This is a genomic window from Clostridium neonatale (assembly GCF_900465025.1).
GTDB lineage: Bacteria > Bacillota > Clostridia > Clostridiales > Clostridiaceae > Clostridium > Clostridium neonatale.
The window spans coordinates 1,197,589-1,221,148 of sequence record NZ_UICR01000002.1 but is presented as its reverse complement, the minus strand read 5'-3'; the positions used below and the strand labels follow the sequence as shown (position 1 = coordinate 1,221,148).

General features: G+C 29.1%; 27 protein-coding genes. All 27 read left to right on the top strand.

Features of this window, described 5'->3' with window-relative positions; genetic code table 11:
* The first annotated feature begins 161 nt into the window (after window positions 1-161).
* Complete coding sequence (locus CNEONATNEC86_RS17225) at window positions 162-521, top strand: DUF1292 domain-containing protein (RefSeq protein ID WP_159116779.1); 360 nt, start codon at window positions 162-164, stop codon at window positions 519-521.
* Window positions 522-942: 421 nt separating this feature from the next.
* Entirely contained in the window at window positions 943-2,136 is a 1,194-nt protein-coding gene (locus tag CNEONATNEC86_RS17220) for a pyridoxal phosphate-dependent aminotransferase (protein ID WP_125147451.1), read from the top strand.
* A 165-nt stretch (window positions 2,137-2,301) separates the two neighbouring features.
* Window positions 2,302-2,940 carry an HAD family hydrolase gene (locus CNEONATNEC86_RS17215; protein ID WP_058296391.1) on the top strand — a complete coding sequence of 213 codons (639 nt, stop codon included), beginning with the start codon at window positions 2,302-2,304 and terminating at the stop codon, window positions 2,938-2,940.
* A gap of 26 nt (window positions 2,941-2,966) precedes the next feature.
* Window positions 2,967-3,698 (top strand): aminotransferase class IV, encoded by a 732-nt coding sequence (locus CNEONATNEC86_RS17210; RefSeq protein WP_159136467.1) that lies wholly within the window; start codon window positions 2,967-2,969, stop codon window positions 3,696-3,698.
* 125 nt (window positions 3,699-3,823) lie between these two features.
* Window positions 3,824-5,821: a flagellar assembly protein A gene (locus tag CNEONATNEC86_RS17205; RefSeq protein ID WP_159136466.1), complete on the top strand. Its 1,998-nt coding sequence runs from the start codon at window positions 3,824-3,826 to the stop codon at window positions 5,819-5,821.
* A gap of 10 nt (window positions 5,822-5,831) precedes the next feature.
* Window positions 5,832-6,281, top strand: a complete 450-nt coding sequence (locus CNEONATNEC86_RS17200; protein ID WP_058296389.1) for a chemotaxis protein CheW — start codon at window positions 5,832-5,834, stop codon at window positions 6,279-6,281.
* Between the two features lie 9 nt (window positions 6,282-6,290).
* Window positions 6,291-6,779 carry a chemotaxis protein CheD gene (locus CNEONATNEC86_RS17195; RefSeq protein WP_159136465.1) on the top strand — a complete coding sequence of 163 codons (489 nt, stop codon included), beginning with the start codon at window positions 6,291-6,293 and terminating at the stop codon, window positions 6,777-6,779.
* A gap of 14 nt (window positions 6,780-6,793) precedes the next feature.
* Window positions 6,794-7,861, top strand: coding sequence for a protein-glutamate methylesterase/protein-glutamine glutaminase (locus CNEONATNEC86_RS17190; RefSeq protein WP_125147446.1), 1,068 nt, complete (start codon window positions 6,794-6,796; stop codon window positions 7,859-7,861).
* Between the two features lie 10 nt (window positions 7,862-7,871).
* Window positions 7,872-8,639 (top strand): CheR family methyltransferase, encoded by a 768-nt coding sequence (locus CNEONATNEC86_RS17185; RefSeq protein ID WP_058296386.1) that lies wholly within the window; start codon window positions 7,872-7,874, stop codon window positions 8,637-8,639.
* Between the two features lie 14 nt (window positions 8,640-8,653).
* Window positions 8,654-10,672 (top strand): chemotaxis protein CheA, encoded by a 2,019-nt coding sequence (locus tag CNEONATNEC86_RS17180; protein ID WP_159136464.1) that lies wholly within the window; start codon window positions 8,654-8,656, stop codon window positions 10,670-10,672.
* Between the two features lie 39 nt (window positions 10,673-10,711).
* On the top strand, window positions 10,712-11,311 hold the full coding sequence (locus tag CNEONATNEC86_RS17175) for a chemotaxis protein CheC (protein ID WP_058296384.1): 600 nt from the start codon (window positions 10,712-10,714) through the stop codon (window positions 11,309-11,311).
* Between the two features lie 21 nt (window positions 11,312-11,332).
* A complete protein-coding gene (locus CNEONATNEC86_RS17170) occupies window positions 11,333-11,692 on the top strand; it encodes a response regulator (protein WP_058296383.1) in 360 nt (119 codons plus the stop codon).
* A gap of 48 nt (window positions 11,693-11,740) precedes the next feature.
* Entirely contained in the window at window positions 11,741-12,142 is a 402-nt protein-coding gene (locus CNEONATNEC86_RS17165) for a chemotaxis protein CheW (protein ID WP_058296382.1), read from the top strand.
* 21 nt (window positions 12,143-12,163) lie between these two features.
* Window positions 12,164-13,165 carry a flagellar motor switch protein FliM gene (gene fliM, locus CNEONATNEC86_RS17160; protein ID WP_058296381.1) on the top strand — a complete coding sequence of 334 codons (1,002 nt, stop codon included), beginning with the start codon at window positions 12,164-12,166 and terminating at the stop codon, window positions 13,163-13,165.
* A complete protein-coding gene (gene fliY / locus CNEONATNEC86_RS17155; RefSeq protein ID WP_058296380.1) occupies window positions 13,155-14,321 on the top strand; it encodes a flagellar motor switch phosphatase FliY in 1,167 nt (388 codons plus the stop codon). Before fliM ends, fliY begins: the two co-directional genes overlap by 11 nt.
* Before the next feature lie 121 nt (window positions 14,322-14,442).
* Window positions 14,443-14,712, top strand: a complete 270-nt coding sequence (locus CNEONATNEC86_RS17150; RefSeq protein ID WP_058296379.1) for a flagellar biosynthesis anti-sigma factor FlgM — start codon at window positions 14,443-14,445, stop codon at window positions 14,710-14,712.
* Window positions 14,713-14,717: 5 nt separating this feature from the next.
* The gene (locus tag CNEONATNEC86_RS17145) at window positions 14,718-15,128 is read left to right on the top strand and encodes a flagellar protein FlgN (RefSeq protein ID WP_058296378.1); all 411 of its coding nucleotides are present in this window, start codon (window positions 14,718-14,720) and stop codon (window positions 15,126-15,128) included.
* Window positions 15,129-15,372: 244 nt separating this feature from the next.
* Window positions 15,373-17,187 carry a flagellar hook-associated protein FlgK gene (flgK, locus tag CNEONATNEC86_RS17140; protein ID WP_058296377.1) on the top strand — a complete coding sequence of 605 codons (1,815 nt, stop codon included), beginning with the start codon at window positions 15,373-15,375 and terminating at the stop codon, window positions 17,185-17,187.
* A 19-nt stretch (window positions 17,188-17,206) separates the two neighbouring features.
* The gene (flgL, locus tag CNEONATNEC86_RS17135) at window positions 17,207-18,244 is read left to right on the top strand and encodes a flagellar hook-associated protein FlgL (protein ID WP_058296376.1); all 1,038 of its coding nucleotides are present in this window, start codon (window positions 17,207-17,209) and stop codon (window positions 18,242-18,244) included.
* A 15-nt stretch (window positions 18,245-18,259) separates the two neighbouring features.
* On the top strand, window positions 18,260-18,685 hold the full coding sequence (fliW, locus tag CNEONATNEC86_RS17130) for a flagellar assembly protein FliW (protein WP_159136463.1): 426 nt from the start codon (window positions 18,260-18,262) through the stop codon (window positions 18,683-18,685).
* Window positions 18,686-18,689: 4 nt separating this feature from the next.
* On the top strand, window positions 18,690-18,908 hold the full coding sequence (csrA, locus tag CNEONATNEC86_RS17125; protein WP_058296374.1) for a carbon storage regulator CsrA: 219 nt from the start codon (window positions 18,690-18,692) through the stop codon (window positions 18,906-18,908).
* 33 nt (window positions 18,909-18,941) lie between these two features.
* Complete coding sequence (locus CNEONATNEC86_RS17120) at window positions 18,942-19,349, top strand: flagellar protein FlaG (RefSeq protein ID WP_159136462.1); 408 nt, start codon at window positions 18,942-18,944, stop codon at window positions 19,347-19,349.
* A 26-nt stretch (window positions 19,350-19,375) separates the two neighbouring features.
* Window positions 19,376-19,669 carry a hypothetical protein gene (locus CNEONATNEC86_RS17115; RefSeq protein WP_159136461.1) on the top strand — a complete coding sequence of 98 codons (294 nt, stop codon included), beginning with the start codon at window positions 19,376-19,378 and terminating at the stop codon, window positions 19,667-19,669.
* Window positions 19,670-19,681: 12 nt separating this feature from the next.
* Window positions 19,682-20,059 (top strand): flagellar export chaperone FliS, encoded by a 378-nt coding sequence (fliS, locus tag CNEONATNEC86_RS17110; RefSeq protein ID WP_159136460.1) that lies wholly within the window; start codon window positions 19,682-19,684, stop codon window positions 20,057-20,059.
* 25 nt (window positions 20,060-20,084) lie between these two features.
* Window positions 20,085-22,163 carry a flagellar filament capping protein FliD gene (gene fliD, locus CNEONATNEC86_RS17105; protein ID WP_159136459.1) on the top strand — a complete coding sequence of 693 codons (2,079 nt, stop codon included), beginning with the start codon at window positions 20,085-20,087 and terminating at the stop codon, window positions 22,161-22,163.
* Window positions 22,164-22,185: 22 nt separating this feature from the next.
* A complete protein-coding gene (fliT, locus tag CNEONATNEC86_RS17100; RefSeq protein WP_159136458.1) occupies window positions 22,186-22,515 on the top strand; it encodes a flagellar protein FliT in 330 nt (109 codons plus the stop codon).
* Window positions 22,516-22,688: 173 nt separating this feature from the next.
* Entirely contained in the window at window positions 22,689-23,498 is an 810-nt protein-coding gene (locus CNEONATNEC86_RS17095; protein ID WP_159136457.1) for a flagellin N-terminal helical domain-containing protein, read from the top strand.
* Window positions 23,499-23,560: the final 62 nt, after the last annotated feature.

The following is a 23,560-nucleotide window of genomic DNA, read 5'->3' as shown; positions in this document are numbered from 1 at the left end:
GGCTTTTTTTATTATAATTAGTATTATTTATTAGAATTAAATTATTTAAAGAAGTGAATTGAGGTAAATATTAATAATAAAAAATATATTTTTATATTTTGGGGTTTTAATTTTTATGAATAAAGGGTAAAATTAATTATAAACCAAAAGGAGGTTGAATAATGGATAAAGATTTAGAAAAATGTGGATGTGGATGCAATGAACATGAGGACCACGATCATGATAATGAATGTGGATGCGGATGTGGTGAACACGATCATGATAATGAATGTGGATGTGGTTGCGGTGATGAAGAAGAAAGTTTCGTAATTGATTTAGAAGATGAAAATGGAAATCTAACTTCATGTCCAGTAATAGATGCATTTAAATTTGAAGAAAATGAATATCTTTTAGCACAAAATCCAGAAGAAGATTCAGTATACCTTTTCAGAGTTGATAATGAAGAACTTGTAGTTCCGGATGAAGATGAGTTTGAAAGAGTATCAGCATTCTATCAAGAAGCGGCTGAAAGTGAAGAATAAAATTAGAACCTTAGCATTATAATGTGCTAAGGTTTTTTTATTCTTTAGGAAATTATATTCATGGACAATTTGTAGATAAACTTAGTTGAAAATATTTTAATAAACTAATGTCATTGAGTCTAAAGAATAAAAAAATAAAATATATGCGCCTGGCCCTTTCTTCGGTAAGCTCAGAAAATCCAGAATGCGCTGAAAAAATCAACGGCTAAATGATTTCTTTAATTAAAGTTATTGTATTCTATTAGAGTTACATTTTATAGAGGATCATATCATAGTAGCCTTAGTAATTATTTACGTATATTTACTAAAAAAATTTAATTTTTTTACATAGGTAATGTTAATTGATATTTAATTATAATAATGATATATTTTAATAGGAATAATTTATCAGATATATAAGTATAGTGGAGGGAATAAAGCAATGCAATTATCTAAAAAGGCAGGAAATATATCACCATCAATTACACTTGAAATAACAGCTAAAGCTAACGAATTAAAAAGTCAAGGAATTGATGTAGTAAGTTTTGGGGCTGGAGAACCAGATTTTAATACACCAGAAAACATAATAGAAGCTGCAATAAAAGCAATGAAAGATGGTAAAACTAAGTATACTCCAGCAGGAGGAATATTACAATTAAAAGAAACTATATGTAATAAATTCAAAAATGATAATAACTTAGAATACAAACCAAGCCAAATAATAGTTTCCACAGGGGCAAAACAAAGTTTAGCTAATACTTTTATGGCTATTTTAAATCCAGGAGATGAAGTACTTATTCCAGTACCTTACTGGGTTAGCTATCCAGAATTAGTTAAGCTAGCTGATGGTGTTCCTGTATTTGTTAACACTGATGAAAAAGATAACTATAAATATACAATAGAATCTCTTAATTCAGCTTTAACAAGTAAAACTAAAGCAATATTATTAAACAGTCCTAATAATCCTACAGGAACAATTTATAATAAAGAAGAACTTGTAGAAATAGCTGAGTTTGCTAAAGAAAATGACTTAATCATTATCTCAGATGAAATATATGAAAAGTTAATATATGATGGAAATGAACATATAAGTATTGCATCTTTGTCACAAGATGCATATGAAAGAACAATAGTTATAAACGGTGTATCTAAGACTTATGCCATGACTGGCTGGAGACTTGGATATGCAGCTGCAAGTGAACAAATTGTTAAGCATATGACTAGCATTCAAAGTCATATGACATCAAATGTAAATACTATTACACAATATGCAGCTATAGAAGCCTTAAATGGACCGGTTGAAGATTTAAATAACATGGTTAAGGAATTTGAAAGCAGAAGAAATTTTATGATAGAAAAACTAAATAGCATTGATGGCATTTCAATAATTAAGCCAAATGGTGCATTTTATATAATGGTGAATATATCAGAATATTTGAATACTAGTTTAAATGGTACAAATATCAGTAATTCTTTAGATTTTGCAAAAGTATTATTAGAAGAAGAAAAGGTTGCAGTAATTCCAGGATCAGGGTTTGGATTAGACAACTATGTAAGGCTATCTTATGCTACCTCTAAAGAAATAATTGGAAAAGGTATTGAGAGAATATCAAGCTTTTTAAACAAGTTAAAATAATATATAATTATTTATGAAAGTATATGGAAATTAATAAAATTTCTATATACTTTCAGGTACTATTCAAATAGTTATTTTTAAGTATTTATCATTAATAAATCAGGATAATTCCTGTATGAATGAATATTTAAACATGAATATTTAGTAAAAAGGATGGAATTTATTTTGAAAAAACTGGCCATATTTGACATAGATTATACAATTACAAAAAGAGAAACTCTAATGGAATTTTTTAAATATATGATTAAAAAAGATAAAAGAAATATTAGATATTTACCAAGAGCTTTATATTGCGGGCTTATGTATTTAATAAAGGTATACGATGAAAAAAGAGTAAAAGAAGGATTCTTGAAATTTATTGAAGGAATGCATGAAGAGGAATTATTAGAACTTACAAGTGAATTTTTTGAATCAACATTAAAGAATATATTATATGATGATGCAATAAAAATGATGAGAGAATTAAAAACACAAGGATATGATATATATTTAATCTCAGCATCTCCTGAATTTTATGTAAAAGAATTTTATAAAATTAAAGAAGTTGATAGAGTAATTGGAACAAAATTTAAATTTGAAAATAAAGCTTTTATAAGAAAAATGGATGGTGAAAACTGTAAAGGAGAAGAGAAGGTTAGAAGATTACAAGAAGTATTAAAAAAAGAAAATATACAGGTAGATTTTAAAAATTCATATATGTTTTCAGATTCTTTATCAGACAAACCGTTATTGGACTTAGTAGGAAATCCATATCTTATAAATTATAAGAAAGATAATGAAATAAAGATATTAAAATGGAAATAATTAATTTTAAAGAAGGTGCATTGAAAATGAACGATAAAGTTGTATATGAAGTATTACGTGTAATAGATGGGAAACCATTATTTTTAGAAGATCATTTAGAAAGAATGAAAAATTCTTTTGATCTAATAAATGAAGAATTTTTATTAAAGAATGATGAAATAAAAGAGAAAATAAAAAATCTTATAAATAAAGAAAATAAATTATGCGGAAATATAAAAATAACTTATTCAATTACTGAAAAAAAATTAGATATATTTTTTATAAAACATTCATATCCTACTGATGAAATGTACGATAATGGAGTTAAAGCAATTTTGTATTTTGGAGAAAGAGAAAATCCAAATGCAAAGATTGTAAATGATAATTTTAGAAGCGGGGTTAATAAAGAAATTGAAAATAATAATGCTTATGAAGCAATACTAATAGATAGAAATGGATTTATAACTGAGGGAAGTCGTTCAAATATATTTATGATAAAAAATAATGTTATTTTGACATCACCAACAAAAGCAGTATTGCCAGGAGTAACACGAAAAAAAGTTCTTGAATTGGCAAATCAATTAAATCTTAAAGTAGAAGAGCAAGAATACAATTATAAAAAAATTAATGAATTAGATGGAATGTTTATATCTGGTACATCGCCTAAGATATTGCCAATATATTTAGTAAATGATGTTAAACTGGATGAAAAGAATTCAATTATTTTAAAACTAATGAAAGCGTATGAGGATAGTATAAACAAATATTTAAATGATTAAATTGACTAATATAAAGAAAAAACTCCATTTTAATCTAAATGGTATAATATTATACAAATATTAGATATAAATTTATTTTGTGCTGTGGTATACTTAATTATATATTATTGCTTGGAGGTTTGATTATGGGTTCGTTATTTTCAGGTTCATCTGTAGAAGAGTGCATTGCAAAAGCAAGTAAAGCTTTTAATGTAGCAAGTGAAAAACTAAAATACAATATTACAAAAGATGAGAAACGTTTCTTTAAAAGAAAAGTTGAAATTGAAATCTTGGAAGAAGATAAAGAATTAACTAAAGATAATGATGCTGGTGCAGCCGATAATGATGTTAAAAATAAAAAAGTAGGTAGAGAATCGACAAATAATATATACATTTCTGAAAAAATTTTAAATAATGGGGCAAAAGTAGAAAATGGTAAAATAATTGTTAAAGACTTTGAAGATGAAAGTACATTAATAACCATAGAACCATGCAGAGAAGTAATATTGATTATTAATGGAAATGAGTGTACTGCTAAAACACAAGTTACTTCAAATGATGAAGTTGAATATAGGTTTGTTGAACAAGAAGTTGAAAGAAATGCAAACATAGGTATAACTACAAATAAATTAGAGGCTTATTTAACAATTAATATTAAACCGCAAAATGAATTTAAATTAGTAGATACTCAATATGAAAAAAATTTGAAATTAAATGTGAAAAAAATTGGAGAAAAGTATCCATCTAAATATACTGTAAAAGAATTAAAAGAATTATTAAAGGATAAAGGCATAAGAAACGGAATATTAGAAAAAGAATTAGAAGATATTTGCAATGAATATAGTGTAAAAGAACGATTAGTAGCAAAAGGAACACCAGCAGAAGATGATATTGCTGATCAAATTAAATTATATTTCAATTCTAATAATGAATTAATAGACTATGATACAAAAGATTCAAAGGTAGATTATAGAAATAGATATTTAATATATAATGCGGTAGTAGGCGACGTATTAGCCGAATTTATACCAGGATCTGAAGGAAAAGATGGTATTGATGTTTTGGGACTTGCAATAAAAAGAAAGACATCTAAAAAGTTAGTATTGAAAGCAGGAGAAAATTGTACTCTTCGAAATAATAAAGTTATATCTGATGTGGAGGGACGCCCATCTATAAAGGGTAACACCATATCTGTTAACAGAGTGTATAAGATTGAGCAAGTTGACTTAAAAAGTGGAAATATAGATTTTGTTGGAAACGTTGAAATTGCAAAGAATGTTGAAGAAGGTATGAAGGTTATTGCTGGTGGAGAACTTCGTATTGGAAAGAATGTAGAGAGCGCAGAAATACAATCTTGTGGACAAGTTGTTGTAAATGGTAATGTATTAAGTTCTACGGTAAAATCAGGTGCTGACAATGTTGAAGTAAAGACATATACAAATAATATAATTCAATATAAAAACTATATTGAAAAATTAATTGATTCAGCAGGTCAGTTGAAGGATGGTAATTTATTAGGAAAAAGTAGATATGGTGAAATAATAAAATTGCTTATAGAAAATAAATTTAAAGTGATACCAGAACTATCTAAAAAGATTTTAAATTATAATGTTTCTAATGGCATTAAAGAGAGTGAAATAACATCATTTATTATAAATAAGATGTTAGGTTTAGGACCATTAAAAATAAATGACTCAGGAGAGCTTACAGAATTTTGTTATGTATTACAAGATGAAATTGATGATATGGAAGCTATTAGTGTTACAGCAGCTGACATATATATAGATTATGCCCAAGGTGCTAAAATTGAATCTTCAGGAAATGTATATATAACAGGAAAGGGCCAATATACATCAAATATATTAGCCCTTGGGAATATAGAATTTACTGGTAATAATTCTGTATGTAGAGGTGGAGAGTTAATAGCTGGTAATGAAATAAAATTAAAAACTGTTGGAAGTACAGCTGGAGTTAGTACCATTCTTAAGGTACCTAAGAATGGCAAGATAACAGCAGAGGTAGCATATAGTAATACGCTTTTCTGCTTTGGAGATAGACAATTATTATTGGAGATTTCATCAAAAGATTTAGTAGCATATCTCGATAAAAAGAATGATATAATAATTGAAAAATTTGTTTTGTAGGAGGAAAAAAATGACGACAGATGAAGTGAAAATGTTGATATTTGGATTGGATGGAGAAAAATATTCAACTGATATAAAAGCAGTAGAAAGAATTTTAGGATATGAAGAACCTACTTTATTACCTGATGCTCCAAATTTTGTAAAAGGTGTTATTAACTATGAAGATAGCATTTTGCCAATAATAAGCTTATCAGAAAAGTTTAATCTTGGATTAGATAAAGAAAGTGAAACAAGGCAGATAATTGTTGTAAAAAGGCAAGAGAAGAAATTTGGCATAATAGTAGAAAATGTATATGAGGTAAGAGATATTGATGAAAGTTTAATAGAAGAAGCTCCAGCTATAACAGGCTCAAAAGAGAGAAAGTATATTAGTGGACTAATAAGATTAGAAAATAATATTGTTATTTTATTAGACTTAGAGAAGATATTAACAACTCAGGATGAAGAAAATATCTTTTAGGGGGTAAAAATGACTAATGCAGAGGTAAAAGTAGGAATAGCAGATTTAAATTTAGTGCTAGATCCAGGTGAAATAATGACAATTGGACTTGGATCATGTATAGGAATAGCTTTGTATGATAAAGTGAATAAAGTTGCTGGCTTATCTCATATAATGCTTCCAGATAGCACACAATTTAAAAATGTTACTAACCCAATGAAATTCGCAGATTTAGCTATTCCTTTACTAGTTGAAAAAATGGAGAAACAAGGGTGCGCTAAGAGAAATATAACGGCTAAAATAGCTGGGGGAGCTTCAATGTTCAATTTTAGTGACAAGAGTATGATAAGCGATATAGGTAAAAGAAACGGTGAAGCTGTGAAAAAAGCACTTAAGAAATTAGGAATACCAATAATTGCTGAAGAAATTGGTGGAGATAAAGGAAGAACTATGATTTTAAGAGCAAGCGATGGACAGGTTGTTCTTAAAGTTGTAGGACAAGGAGTTACTGAATTATAAAAGAGGTGATATGGATGGATAAAATTAGAATAGTAGTAGTTGATGATTCTGCATTTATGAGAAAAGCTATATCAGATATGATTGAGTCAGAAGATAGTTTTGAGGTAGTTGCAAAATTAAGAGATGGTAGAGAGTTAATAGAAAAAGTAGAAGATATTAATCCAGACCTTATCACATTAGATGTACATATGAGGGATCTTGATGGATTGGCTACACTTAAGGAATTAAAAAGAATGGGAAAAAGTTATCCTATAATAATGCTTAGTAGTGCTACAACAGAAGGATCTGAAATTACACTAGAATGTTTAGATAATGGAGCAATTACTTTTATAAATAAACCATCAGGAAGCATATCATTAGATATAGCCAAAATACAACGAAGGTTAATTGATGAAATTAAAAGCATTACTGCTAGTAAAAGAGAAAAAAAAGCTAATTTAAAGACAAGAGATAATATAAAAACAATTATTAACAAAGATATTGAAAAGAGCAATATAAGTATTCCTAAAAATAAAAAAATTGATGCGGTACTCATAGGTGCATCAACTGGAGGCCCTAAAGCGCTTCAGGAGGTATTAACTAAATTACCTGAAAATTTGGGCGTACCTGTTCTTGTAGTACAACATATGCCGGAAGGCTTTACAAAGGTATTTGCAGAAAGATTAGATAAAGTATGTAATCTTAAAGTAGTGGAAGCGGATGATGGAATGCATATAGATAAGAATACAATATATATAGCAAAAGGCGGATCTCATATGATAGTAGACAATAGAAAAACTATTATTTTAAATAAAGATCCTGCTATATGGGGAGTAAGACCTGCTGTTGATAAATTATTTAATTCAGCAATTGAATTATATGGACCTAATATTCTATCTGTTATCCTTACTGGAATGGGAAGAGATGGAGCTGATGGTACAAAAAATATAAAAAATAATGGAGGAATTACAATATCAGAAGATAAATCCACATGTACAATATATGGTATGCCAAAAGCAGCATATGAAACCGGAAAAGTAGATTTAGTGGTGCCATTAAATAAAATTGCAGAAAAAATAATTGAAATTGTACAAGGAAGGTAGGAGGAATCATATGGATTTTAATGAATTCCATAGATGGGTTCATAGAGAACTTGGAATAAATTTATCAGCATATAAGCCGGAACAGCTTAATAGAAGAATTAATAGTTTGATGACAAGAGTTGGCGTTAAATCTTTAGATGAGTATACTTTACTAATAAAAAATAATAGTGAACAAAGACAAAAATTCTTAGATTTCATTACTATAAATGTAACTGAATTTTTTAGAAATCCAGAACTTTTTAAAGAATTAGAAAATCAAATAAAAAATAATTTATTAATTAATAATTCAAGTTTGAAAATATGGAGTGCAGCTTGCTCTATAGGATGCGAGCCTTATACATTAGGAATTATATTGGATAAGTTGTCTCCAATATCAAATCATAATATAATAGCTACAGATATTGATAATACGATTCTTTCTAAGGCGAAAATAGGGGAATATACAAAAAATGAAATGAAATCTGTTAATAATGCAGATTTAAATAAATATTTTAAAATAGTGGACGATAAATATTATATCGATGAAAAAATCAAAAAGATGGTAACTTTTAAGAAACATGATTTAATACTCGATAGTTATGAAAATAATTTTGATTTAATTGTCTGTAGAAATGTCGTCATCTATTTTAATAATGATATTAAACAAGAAATCTATGAAAAATTTAGCAGGTCATTAAAAAAAGGTGGGCTTTTATTTGTAGGGGCTACAGAAAGTATATATAACTATAGAGATTATGGCTTTGAAAAAGCTTCCACTTTTATTTATAAAAAAGTATAAAAGGAGGAATAAAGATGGATACATCTCAATATATGTCAATGTTTTTAGAGGAGTCATTAGATAATTTACAGACACTAAATGAATCACTTCTTGATTTAGAGCAAAATCCTGAAGATACTGATAAAGTAAATGAAATTTTCAGAGTAGCTCATACAATTAAAGGTATGGCAGCAACTATGGGATTTACGGATCTTGCTGAATTAACTCATAAAATGGAAGACGTGCTAGCAGAATTCAGAGCTGGAGAATTAAAAGTTACTCAAGATGTAGTAACAGTTTTGTTTGACTGTCTGGATACATTAGAAAGAATGGTTGATAATGTTCAAGAAGGCTCAGATGAAAGCGTTGATATTGATGGAATTATGAAGGCACTTGAAGACATTAAAGAAAGAGGAGTTTCAGGTAGAGATATTGCCCCAAAAGAAGTAGAAGTAAATAATTCGCCAGCAGGGACAAATACAAGCTTGCAATTAAACCAATATGATACATCTGTAATAAAGCAAGCTAATGAAAAAGGATATAATGCAATAGAATTAAATATAACCTTAAGTGAAAATACTCTTTTAAAATCAGCTAGAGCATTTTTAATTGTAAAAGACTTAGAAGAACATGGAGAAATATTAAAATCAGATCCATCAACAGAAGAAATTGAAAATGAAGAATTTGATTTTGAATTAAAATTTATTCTAATAACAAAAAATAATGTTGATGAGATATTACAAGTGGTAAATGGTATATCAGAAGTTGTTAAGGTCGAAGGGAATTTAGTGGAGTTAGAGCCAGTTGAAGAGAAAAAAGAAGAACAGAAAGCTGAATCTAATACAAAACAACTTAAAGGAGTTCCTAAGGCAGAACAAAACCAACCGGCAGCTAAGAAAGCTTCTCCTAAGAAAGAAATGAAAAAAGCACATCAATCAGTAAGGGTTGATTTAGAGAGAATAGATAATTTGATGAATATGGTTTCAGAACTTGTAATATATAGAACACGACTTGAACAAATAGTTGTTTCACAAAAATCGCCAGAATTAAATGAAACATTAGAACAAGTAGGAAGGACAACATCTGATTTACAAGACTTAGTAATGAAAATAAGAATGTTGCCGTTAGATACTGTGTTTAACAGATTCCCAAGAATGATAAGAGATATATCTGTTGAGCTTAACAAAGAAATTAATTTTGTAATAGAAGGTGCTGAAACAGAATTAGATAGAACTGTAATAGATGAAATTGGAGAACCATTAATTCATTTATTAAGAAATGCAGCTGACCATGGAATTGAATCAAAAGAAGAAAGAGTTGCTAAAGGCAAAACACCAGTTGGAACAGTAAAGCTTGTTGCTTACCAAGAAGGAACTAAGGCATTAATTAAAGTTATAGACGATGGTGCTGGAATTAATGTTGAAAAAGTAAAAGCTAAAGCAGAAGAAAGAGGAATTAATACAGAAGGTCTATCAGAAAATGATATCAAGAATTTGATTTTTGCTCAAGGATTTAGTACTAATGAAGTTGTAACTGATATATCTGGTAGAGGTGTTGGGATGGATGTTGTTAAAACAAAAATTGCAGCACTTGGTGGAACTGTAGACCTATATAGTGAAGAAGGAAAAGGTTCAACATTTGTAATCAAATTACCACTTACATTACAAATTATACAAGCTCTATTAGTTAAAGTTGGAGAAGATACATTGGCAATTTCTTTAGGATTCATTGATAGGGTAATTGATTATAAAGAAGAAAATATAAAGAGAAGTAATGGAAAAGAAGTAATAGTTTATAGAGAAAATGTAATTCCTTTAATAAGATTAAATGAAACTTTAGATATAGAGTCTAGCGAAACTGATAAAAAATTTGTTATAATAGTTAATGTAGGCGATAAAACAATTGGTTTATTAGTAGATTCACTACTAGGACAACAAGAAATAGTTATCAAGCCTTTAGGTAAGACATTGAAGAATTTAGATCAATACATAGGTGCAACTATACTTGGTAATGGTCTAGTGACCTTAATATTGGATGTAGGAGCGCTACTATAAAATGAAAAATAGAAACTTTTTTAAGGGGGGAAAATAAACTTGGATTATTCTAACTTAAATAGTATACAGCTAGATGCTCTTAAAGAAGTGTCTAATATAGGAGCTGGTAATGCAGCAACAGCTCTCTCTATGTTACTTGGAAAAAAAGTAGATATGACTGTTCCGGCAGTAAATGTAGTAAGATTAGAAGATGTGGTAGAAGAAGATGGAGAATGTGCAGTTGCAGGAACTGTAGTAAGAGTGCTTGGAGATATTTCAGGAAACATCCTATTAGTATTTTTAAAAGATACAGCTAAAAATATAACCAAAAAGTTAGTTGGAAGTGATCAAGAACCAGATAGCGAAATGGGAAGATCGGTATTATGTGAGATTGCAAATATTATATCGGCATCTTATATGAATTCCATTGCTCAATTAACTGGACTAGCTATGGCACCATCTGTTCCAGCTGTTGCATATGATATGTTAGGAGCAATTCTTACAACAACATTTATAGAATCTAATCAATACGATGAATATATATTAGATATAGAAACAGTATTTTTAGACGATACAGAGGAAAATATAGGAGGACACTTTTATTATATCCCGATGCCGGGGTCTTTGGAAAAAATATTAAAATCAATAGGAATAAGTTAAGTTTATGGAGGGAAGTTTAAAATGGCGAAAGTTTTAATTGTAGATGACGCAGCATTTATGAGAATGATGATAAAGGATATATTGGAAAAGAATGATTTTGAAATAATTGGGGAAGCAAGCAATGGAGTAATGGCAGTAGACATGTATAAAAAAGAAAAGCCAGATGTTGTAACAATGGATATCACAATGCCTGATATGGATGGGATTGAAGCTGTTAAACAAATAAAGGCATTTGATCCAGATGCAAAAGTAATAATGTGTTCAGCAATGGGGCAACAATCAATGGTTATGGACGCTATAAGAGCTGGAGCAAAAGATTTTATAGTAAAGCCATTCCAAGCGGATAGAGTTTTAGAAGCTATAAAGAAAGTAATTGGTTAATATTATTTACGAATTAAAGTGTTTTGAGTAATAAAAGGAGGGGAGAATATGCAGATTGTAGTATTTAAACTTGGAGATGAGCATTTCGCAGTAGAAACTGAACGTGTTCAGGGAATAAATGATATGATGGGTATTACGAGAGTTCCAAAGGCACCAAGTTATATTAAAGGACTAATTAATTTACGTGGAAGTATTAAATCTCTTGTTGACATAAATTTATTATTAGATGTTAATTCAAGTGTAGTGCAAAATAATATAATAATACTAACAGTTGAAGATGAAGAAATAGGTATTTCTGTAGATGAAGTAGAAGAAGTTTTAGATATAGAAGAAAATAGTATACAAAAGCTTGAAAAAGATTCAAATAAAGCACAACCATATATAAAAGGTATATTGAATTATGAAGATAAACTTTTGACAATAATAGATATAGACAAACTGTTAAATTAATTATTGAAATGAGGGTGGAATATGGCAGATGTTTTATCACAAAATGAGATAGATGCTCTGTTATCAGCTTTATCTACAGGTGAATTGGAAGCTGAAGAAGTGGGAAAAGATGATGATAAACACAAAGTCAAATTATATGATTTTAAAAGCCCACAGAAGTTTTCAAAAGAACATATAAGGACGTTAGAATTAATTCATGATAATTATGCAAGAATAATTTCTAATTATCTAACAGGCCAGACAAGACAAAATGTTAAGGTAAAGATAGAAACTGTAGAGCAGATAACATACGAGGAATTTATTCATTCTGTGCAAAATCCAACTATTATGACAATATTCAAAATGCCACCATTATCTGGAACAATATTGTTTGAGACAAATCCACAATTTTCTTTGCAGGTAATTGATATATTGCTTGGTGGAAATGGAACTAGGAAAACTGAAACTAAGGAATTTTCAGATATAGATAAAAATATAATGAAACAAATAACAAGTGGTATGATTAGTAACTTGAAGTTAGCTTGGGAATCAGTTGTAGAAGTTGAGCCGGAAGTTGAAGGTATAGAAACCAATCCAGCAATTAATCAAACTATGGCACCTAATGATCCAGTTGCATTAATAACTTTTTCAGTAGAAATGAACAAAAGAAGCACTTTTATAAATATGTGTATTCCATATTTAAGCATTGAAAAGATACTTGATAAATTGGTAGTGCAGTATGCCTTTACCAATATAGATGAAAACTTAATAGCTGAATCTAGGGTTAAGATAGAAGAAGGCATTAATAAAGTTGATGTTGAGATAATAGCTGAACTTGGAAAAACTAGCAGTTTAACTGTAGATGATTTCTTAAGATTAAATATAGGTGATGTAATTAAACTTGATAATAAGAGTTCGTCCCCAATAAAAGTATATGTAGGAGATGAAGAATGCTATTATGCAAAGCCAGGTGTGACAGGAAAAAATATGGGAGTTATGATATTAGATATAACAGATAAGGAAGTGAATGGGTATGAGCAATGATTTTTTATCTCAAGAAGAAATAAATGCATTATTATCAGGTGAAGATACTAGTGATACAAGTACAGATAAAGCAGATGAAGAATTAATAACAGAAATAGATAAAGATCTTCTTGGGGAAATAGGTAATATTTCAATGGGGTCTGCATCAACAGCATTATATCAATTAATAAATCAACAAGTGAATATTACTACACCAGTTGTATCTGTAACAACATTAAAAGAAATAAGACAAGGATTTGAAACTCCAAATATAATTTTAGATATTAAATATATAGAAGGAATAGTGGGAAGAAATATATTAATTATTAAAATACAAGATGGAGCTGTCATTTCAAACTTGATGATGGGTGGAGATGGAAAAATAGAGGCTAATCTTACAACATTATCAGAAATAGAAATTAGTGCTGTATCAGAAGCTATGAATCAAATGATAGGTTCTGCAGCAACATCAATGGCAACAATGTTTGGAAGAAAGGTTGATATTTCACCACCAACATCAAAGGTTATAGAAAATGATGATATTGCAATTTCTGACGATATATCAGAAGATCAACCTATAGTTAAGGTTTCATTTAGATTAACAATAGGTGATTTAGTAGATAGTAATATAATGCAAATATTTCCAATTGAGACTGCTAAAAATATAGTTGCAATAATGACTGGGGAAGATAAAGGTCAAGAGGAAGTGGAAGCAGTGAAACAAAGTGAACCTATTCAAAATAAAGAAATAGAACAACCAGTTCAAGCTCCACAACCACAATATGCACCGCAACAACAACAATATCAACAACCTCAGTATCAGCAGCCACAGTATGCACAACCGCAATATCAGCAGCCGGTTGAAGTACACCAAGCTGCATTTGAACCATTAGTTCCACAACAAGGTGTACCTCCAATGAAAAATATGGATTTAATATTGGATGTGCCACTAGATATTTCAGTTGTTCTAGGTAGAACAAGAAAAAGTATTCAAGATATATTAAATCTTGGAACTGGATCTTTGATAGAATTAGAAAAGCTTGCAGAAGAGCCAGTTGAAATATTAGTAAATGGTAAGCAAATAGCACTTGGGGAAGTAGTTGTAGTTGATGAAAACTTTGGTGTAAGAATAACTAGCATTGTAAGTAATGTTGAGAGAATAAGAAATTTAAAATAATAAGAAAGACTCCTTTTATAGGAGTTTTTTTATTTTATCCAAAATCTTAATATTAATAATGCTAAACTTAATTTTAATGTGTACGATAAATAAATAAGAAAATTAGAATGGAGAAATGTTTATGAGTATTAGTAGAATAAGTAATCAATCATATATAAATTCGTATACTTCAGGTAAAGTAACACAAATGGATAAAATGAGAAATACCAAGTCTACTGATAGAATAGAAATTTCATCATTAGGTAAAAGTCTTCAAGAGTATTCATTAAATGGTGAAATAGATAATTCTAAAAAAATAGCAGAACTGAGAACTAAGGTAGACAGCGGAACTTATAATATAGATGCAAGGCTTACAGCTAAGAGTTTATTATATGCGATGAAGGAGAAATAAGCTAAATGTTAAATGAACTTATTGGATTAATAAAAGAGCAGGACAACAGGTTAAAAGAATTGATGGAATTACTTCAGATGCAATATGAGTTTATTGTTAACAAAAATCTATTTGGATTGGAAGACTTGGTAGATCAAATCAATGATTGCAGTAAAAGAGTAGCAGAAGTAGAGCTCCGAAGAAGAAATCTAATGGGAAATAATAGTTTGACACAGTTTGTTTCAGAACAAAATAACGAAGAACTGAAAAAAGCTTATGAAAATATAAAAAAGACATTGGATGAGGTTAAAGTAAAAAAAGAAACAAATGATATATTACTAAAACAAAGACTAAGTTTTAATTCTAGGATGCTTGCTATATTAAATCCAAGCAGAGAAATTAAAACTTATAATTCTTATGGAAGTTTAAAAAAATAATTCATAGTCAATGTACAATTGATAATGTATGGAGTGGTAGATATCAAGAGTAGAATTAAGGATGAAAGGATGTTGTGAAAGTTAACGCAAGGAAATTTTAAATTTCTGATTTTACTTTGTACTAAGTAATTTTAAATATATACACTTACAATATATGCTTAGGCATATATAAAAATATATTAATTATTGAAAGATAGGAAGTTGAATATATACAGGGATGTTAAAAAATGAAAGGTAGGATAAAATGGCAGGTTTATTTGACACGTTTAATATTTCGAAGAGAGGATTAAATGTACAACAATCTAACATCAATACATCATCGCACAATATTGCAAATGCAAATACAGTAGGGTATTCTAGACAAAGATCTGTAATAGAAACTACAAGACCATTTGGTGGTGCTTCAAGATTTGATACATGCACAGTAGGACAAGTTGGTACAGGTGCAGAAGTTACTGCGATACAAAGAGTTAGGGATACATTTTTGGATTATCAAGTTCGTAATAAAACTACAGAATCTGGGACGTTGAATATTAAATACCAATACTTATATCAAACAGAAAGTATTCTTAATGATTCATCAGATTCTGGTATCCAAAATGCTTTGAATGAATTTTTCGATGCTTTCCAAGAAATTTCCAAAGCGCCTGAAAAGACAAGTAATAAAGATGTAGCAATTTCACAAGCTGCTGCTTTAGCGGATATGATTAATAGCAAATATACTCAGCTTGAACAAAAGAAGAGTGATGCTCAAAAGCTACTTGGTCAAAATGTACAAGAAATAAATGATATATTAGATTCAATCAATAGCTTAAATAAGCAAATATCAAGTGTTGCTGCAGTTGGTATGACACCAAATGATTTGATGGATAAAAGGGATAATTTATTAGATGAATTGAGTAGTAAGTTTGGAATTAATGTTGATAGGGATAAGTATGAAACTATAAATGTTACAGCTTCAGAATCAGGAGTATCAATAGATGGAGTTAATAAATTAGTTGCATCAAGTCCTAATGATGAATATTTGAGATTTTCATATATTAGTGATGTTAAGAAAACAGGAGATGGAGAATTAGAGTTAACTTATAATAAACTTGGAAATGATAAAGATCCAGTAACTATAAAAGTAAAATGTGATAAAGGCAAAGAGCAAGAAACAATTGATAGTTTATTAGAAACTAGAGTAGTTTTAACAGATAGTAAGGGGAATATAACTAAGACAGATGGTACTGCAGTAGATGCTACTGGAATAAGTATAGATGACTTGAAAAAGGTTATGGTCAATTCTGGAAATGGCATAAGGAGTGGTGAAATAGCAGGTAATCAGTCAGCGCAAGAATCAATACAAAATGCTATGGATGATTTGGATAAATTGGCTATAAGTTTAGCATATACAGTTAATGCTATACAAACAGGAAGCTTAGACGGAACTGGTGGATTAAAGTATTCAGATGGAACCAGTGCAGAATTGATTTTTGTTGTTAAAGATGGAACAACAGATGATGGTATAAATGCAAAAAATATATCTTTAAATTCTGCCATAAAGAATGATTCAAGTAAATTAATATGTGGGGAAGATATAGCAGATATTAAAGGGGATAAGGCTGGAACAAGAGCACTTGCAATAGCTAATTTATCAAGTAAACTAAAAATTGATTATACTGCTTTTGAAATAGATGGAATAACTAGAGATAAGTTCTTTAACGGAAATGTAGGTAGCGGAGATAGTAAGGAATATTCAGGTACAGGAATTAAATTCAAAGATACTGCAATAAATCAAGATTTAACAACTGATAAAGAAGGATCTACTATAAAAGATTATTATATAAAAATTACTAGTAATTTGGGTATAGATGTAAAAGCAGCTAAAGAAAATCTTACAACAGTTGCAAGTGAACTTGAATCTTATGAAGAGCAGAGATTATCTGTATCAGGGGTTTCTTTAGATGAAGAAATGACAGACTTAATAACATTTCAACATGCATATCAGGCAAATGCTAAGATGATAAATACAATAGATCAATTATTAGATGTTGTTATAAACGGATTAAAGGCTTAATAAAAAGAGGTGAAAATAAATGCAAAGAATAACTAATTCAATGATGACAAGCAAATTTTTAAGCAATATGAAGAGAAATTTAAATAATATGAGCACATTACAAAATCAGTTGGCTTCAGGAAAAGAGATATTAAGAACATCTCAAAATCCTTTTATTGCTACAAGAAATAAACAATTAAGTAATCAGCTTTCTGAAAACGAGCAATATAATGCTAATATTAAAGATACTTCAAATTGGTGTGATACAACAGATACAGCACTTGCACAAGCAGGAAATGTTATGGCTAGAATTAAAGAACTTATGGTCAAAGCAGGAAATGGTTCTTATAGTGAGGATGAAATATCAACTATAAAAAATGAAGTTGTAGAAAAGTCAAAAGAATTAGCACAAATCATGAATACTACATTTGATGGAGCGTATATATTTGGTGGAACTAAGGGGACCACTAAACCTGTGACTGTTGATGCAGATGGGAATATAGCGTATGCAGATCCGGAGGGAAATGGATTTGGAAATGCTAGTTTTACAGGTACAGCTACAAGTTTGACTGGAACTGATTTGACTAATGTTCAAAATCAATTAGAAACACATTTAAAAACAGAAATTTCACAAGGAGTAGTTGTAGAGTATAACAAAACTGCAACGGATATTTTTGAATTTACTGATTCAAAATTAACACCTAACAATGTAAATGTTATGGATGAAATAAGTAGCTTGATTAAAAATTTAGGAGTATTATCAGATAAGAATGCATTAGATGCTGATCAGTCAGCAGCATTATCATATGTAAATGGTGATGGATTGAGTAGGATGGATTCAATAATTCAAAATTTATTATCTAATAGAGCTCAAGTTGGAACTATGCAAAATAGAATGGAAAGTGCAATGGAAACTAACGAAGATCAAAATTACAATATGACTGATATTCTATCAAGTTCAGAAGATATTGATTTTACAGAAAAGACAATGGAATATGCTGTAATGCAGACCGTATATACAGCAGCTCTCCAAACTAGCTCAAAAGTATTAACTAATACAATAATGGATTATATTTAGGCAGGAGTGGAATAAATGATATTTAATTCAAAGGTACATGGACCAATAGAATATGAAGAAAAGGATATTTTAACTTTTAATAAGGGAATCTTGGGATTTGAAGATCTAAGAAAATTTATCCTAATTGACTTAGAAGAATATGAACCTTTTAAATTATTTCATTCATTGGAAGATGATGAACTAGGGCTTATAGTAACTTCTCCATATGATTTTTTTGAGGAATATAAAGTCAAACTAGGAGATGATGTGGTTGAACATTTAGGAATAAAAAAACCAGAAGATGCAATAATAGTAACAACAATAACACTTAATTCAGATCCTAAAAAGATCACAACAAACTTACAGGGACCTATAGTAGTTAATACATTAAATAATTTAGGAGAACAAATTATTATAGATAATTGCAAGTATAGAGTAAAAGAACCACTAATGAAGGAGTGATTAGATGCTTATTATAACAAGAAAAAAAGGTGAGTCACTCATGATTGGTGATGACATAGAAATTACTATAAGTAAGATAGAAGATGGAAGCGTAAAAATAGGAATACAAGCACCTAAAGAAGTGAATATATTAAGAAAAGAACTCTTAGAAGAAATAAAGAATGAAAATAAAAGTGCGGCAAGTATGAATTTAGACTTATTAAAAAATATAAAAAAGAAATAAGTAGTGAGTAATTTTCAAGGAGGAATGTGTAACATGGATGTTAATTCTATTAATAGGAATCAAGATTACTTAAAAAACTATGCTAGAAATGCTGAAGTAACACAATATACAGGTTATATTTCTAATGAAGAAAATCTATCTAAAAATTCAATGGTGCAAAAATCATCAACGGAAGAAGAAGTATTTGCTAATCAAAATAAAAATGAAAAAGAAAATTTTACAAAAGAAGATTTAGATAAAGCAGTGAAAAAATTAAATAAATTTTTAGAAGATGAGAAGACACATGCTGAATATGAAAAGCATAAAGATTTAGGAACTATAATGGTTAGAATCGTAGATGACGAGACAGAAAAAGTAGTAATTGAATTACCACCTAAGAAAGTATTAGATATGATAGCTAGTATGTGTAAGCAAGTTGGCTTAATTGATAAAAAGGCATAACAATCTAATTAAAAGGAGGTTGTGCTTTGGAGTTTAAATTGAACAAGATTGACACGGATATAAGAGATAAGATTTATGAAAGCACAAAATCAGATAAGGTTCATGGCACTAAAGAAGAAAATGGAATTAATAAGCTTAAAGATTATGATGAACAAAAAGAAAAAAATAATAAGAACGAATTAAGGAAAAATAAAAGTAAAAAATATATTACAATTGATGGTATAAAACATGATAATATGGCAGTAGATGTGCAAGTGGAAAAAATAGTAACAATAAACGAAGAAGATTCTAAAGGTAGAATTCTAGATGCAAAGAAATAGGGGGATTTAGGAATGTATCCAAATGCTTATAATGTATATAAAAATAATAGTGTAAATTATGCTTCAAAGGACCAATTACTATTAATGCTTGTTGATGGGGCTGTAAAGTTTGCTAAAATAGGTAGACAAGCGATAATAGATAAGGATATAAAAAAGGCACATACTAATTTAATGAAGACACAAGAAATTTTCATTGAACTTATGGTGAGCTTAGATATGGATCAAGCCGAATGGACAAAGGATCTTATGCAAATTTATGCTTATATTAAAGACAAGTTAGTAGAAGTTAATATGAAAAAGGATATTAAAATAATGGATGAAATCCTTCCTTTAATAGAAGAAGTGAGAGATTTATGGTATGAGACAGATAAAAGAGCAAAACATCAATAATAAAAAATTTTAAGGAGTGATTTTTATGAGTACATCAAGTGTATCAAGATCAAGAGCAACTAATCTTACTGGACTTATTGATATTGATGCTTTAGTTGAAGCAAATTTGCTTAGACAGAAAACTAAGCTAAATACTGCAACTCAAAAAATGAAGGTAGAGCAATATAAGCAAGAACAGTATAGAGAAGTAATAACTAAATCGAAGACTTTTTATAATAAATATTGTGATATCCTAAGCGGTGGAAATTTTCTAACTTCGAGTACGTATAACACTACTAAATATACATCAAGTAATTCTAGTATTGTAGAAGCAACTGGAAGTTCAACATCAAATGTAACTAATTATAAAATTTCAGTTGAAACATTAGCAAGTAAAGCTAGTGCAACTTTTAATAAAGATTCTATTGTGTCAGGAAATAAAATTAAAGTAAAAGTTGGAGATGGAGAAGAGAAAGAATTTACTTTAAAAGGATCAACTAATCAAGAAATGGCAAAAAACTTGAATTCTGATTTAATTAATGCAGGTATTGAAGCAAATGCTAAATATAGTGATTTAGCTAATGGAGGACTTGGTGGATTAGTTCTAGAAAACTCAACAGAAGGTGATATCGAGCTAAATGCTTCTATGAGTGAAAAATTAGATTCAACAAGTTCTGAAAGTGTTACTACAGATGGAAGTTATTCAACAAGTATTGCTAAAAGTAATTTAAAAGCAGGAAATAAAATTATAATTGGTGATACTGAATTTGAAATGGTTGGTGATACTGAAGAAGAAATTGCAAATAACTTAAATTCAGCATTATCAAGCAAGAATTTGAAAGCAGAATATGATTCTAAAAATGAGAATATTATTATAAAATCAACAAACACTGGCGATGATGAAGTAAACAAATTTGAAGCTAAGTTGATTGTTGATGGTAAAGAAACAAATCTAGATGTAAACTTAGATAAGGGATATACTTGTAGCATAAATATTTCGGAGTTAAGTAAAGATAAAGGAATTAATATTAATGGTCAGAATTTTAGATTAGAATATAAAGATGGTACAACAGAAATAAATATAGATGCTTTGAATAAGCAGTTAAGTAGTAAATCAGTGCAGGCTGAGATTAAAGATGGTAAATTAGCAATAAGCTCTACAGGTGCAGGAACTTCGGCTAAATTTACAGCAGGAGTGGCATCTTATGCGGCTTCTACAGAAACATGTACAAAAAAAGAAGGAACGAATCTTACTGCGACTATTACAGAGGGAGATAATTCATATAAGATTATTGATGGACGACTTAATGGCAATCTCAATAATAAACTAATAACTGGAAATTCAATTACATTAGATGGAACTACATTTAAGTTTGCAGGAGTAACAGTAACAAAAGATAGTGCTGGAAAGGTATTAAGTGATAACCAAGTTACTTTAACAGGAAAAACAGATGGAACAGAGCTTAAGGATAAAATAGTAGAATTTATTAATGATTACAATGAATTATTAGGACATATTAATGGAAAATTATATGAGGAATATGATAGGTCATATTTACCATTAACTGATGAGGACAAAGAAGGGCTAAGCGATAGTGAAATAGAGAAACTTGAAACTAAAGCTCAAACGGGGCTTTTAAGAAATGATAGCTATTTAAGAAACTTCGCTGATGATATGAAACTTACAATGACAACTATGCTTGAAAAATCGGGATTAAGCTTGGAAAAAATAGGAATAAATCCGGTTCAGGATTATTCAACACAAAATGGATTATTTACAATAGATGAAGATAAGCTATTATCGGCAATTGAGGAAAATTCAGAAGGAATTCAAGAATTATTTGCGGGATCAAATGGAATTATTACTAAATTGAAGTCTAATTTATCTGATCATGCAACAGGAACTTTTTCAAGATTAGCTAATAAAGCTGGAGTTGCAAATGGTGTAACAGCAAATACTAATGAAATGACAAAAGATATCGAGCAGAGAAAGAAATTGATAACAGAAATGCAGACTGCCTTACAAGAAAAAGAAGATGCATTATATACTAAATATGCTAGTTTAGAAAGTTCATTATCATCACTACAAGCACAGCAAAGTTCATTATCTTCATATTTTCAGTAAATAGTAGAAGAGGATATAAATTATGAATTTAGATGAGTTACTAAAAGAATATAAAGATGTGTCATATATTATGGTTGAAAAACTTAGGAAAGAAGAGGATATCTTTTCTTTCCTAAGAAGAAGAGAAAATATAATAGATGAAATAAATAACTTAAATATTGATAAACAATTAATATGCAGTAAGATAGAAAATTTAAATATTATGGATATAGAAAAAGAGTTAGAGGAATTAATTAAAAGCATCATGCTAAATGTGAAAAAAGAAATAAAAAAAATAAAACAGTCTAAAGAAGCTTATAAAAAATATGCTGATTTTAATGGAAATGCCTTAATATTCAGCACTAAGAGATAGTGTAAAAATATTGTAGAAAAAATAAAAAAATATAAAAAAACTCTAAAGTATATGCAGGATAAAACGAAAATATAAATGTAAAGTTTATAAGCTATTAACTTTTAAAAGTTAATATATATTAATAGACATGGATGTCAAAAAAATAATTTTTAAAAATCAAGGAGGAATTTATTATGGTAATTTCACACAATCTTAATGCTATGAATGCTCATAGACAAATGAAAACAAATACAAGTGCAACAGGGAAGGCTATCGAAAAATTAAGCTCAGGTTTAAGAATAAACAGAGCTGGAGACGATGCGGCTGGTCTTGCAATCTCTGAAAAAATGAGATCTCAAATCAGAGGCTTAAACCAAGGTTCTACTAATGCTCAAGATGGTATTTCAATGATCCAAACAACTGAAGGTGCATTAAATGAAACTCACTCAATGTTACAAAGACTTAAGACATTAGCTACTCAATCTGCTAATGGAACTTATCAAAACTCAGATAGAAGTTTAATACAAAAGGAAGTTAGTCAATTAACAACTGAAATAAGTAGGATTGCTAAAGAAACTGAATTTAATGGTCAACAAGTTTTAGCAACAGTTGCTTCGATATCTTTCCAAGTAGGCAATAAGTCTGGACAAGTTATAAAAGTTACTAATAAAAAAATGACTGCAAGTGCGTTAAGTATAGCTACATTAAATATGGCAAGTGCCGGCTCTGCAAGTAAATCTTTAGATAAAATAGAAAAGGCAATTAATACAGTTTCAGAGCATAGAGCAACTTTAGGAGCTGTACAAAACAGATTAGAACATACAGTTTCATCTACTGATAATACATCAGAAAACTTACAAGCAGCAGAATCTAGAATAAGAGATACTGATATGGCTAAGGAAATGATGGAATATACTAAGAGCAATATATTAACACAAGCAGCTCAATCAATGCTTGCTCAAGCTAATAGTGCTCCAAACTCAGTATTAAGCTTATTACAATAGAATTTAATGTAAGAAGAATCGCTTAAGAATGAAAAAATCATTCTTAAGTGGTTCTTTTTTAT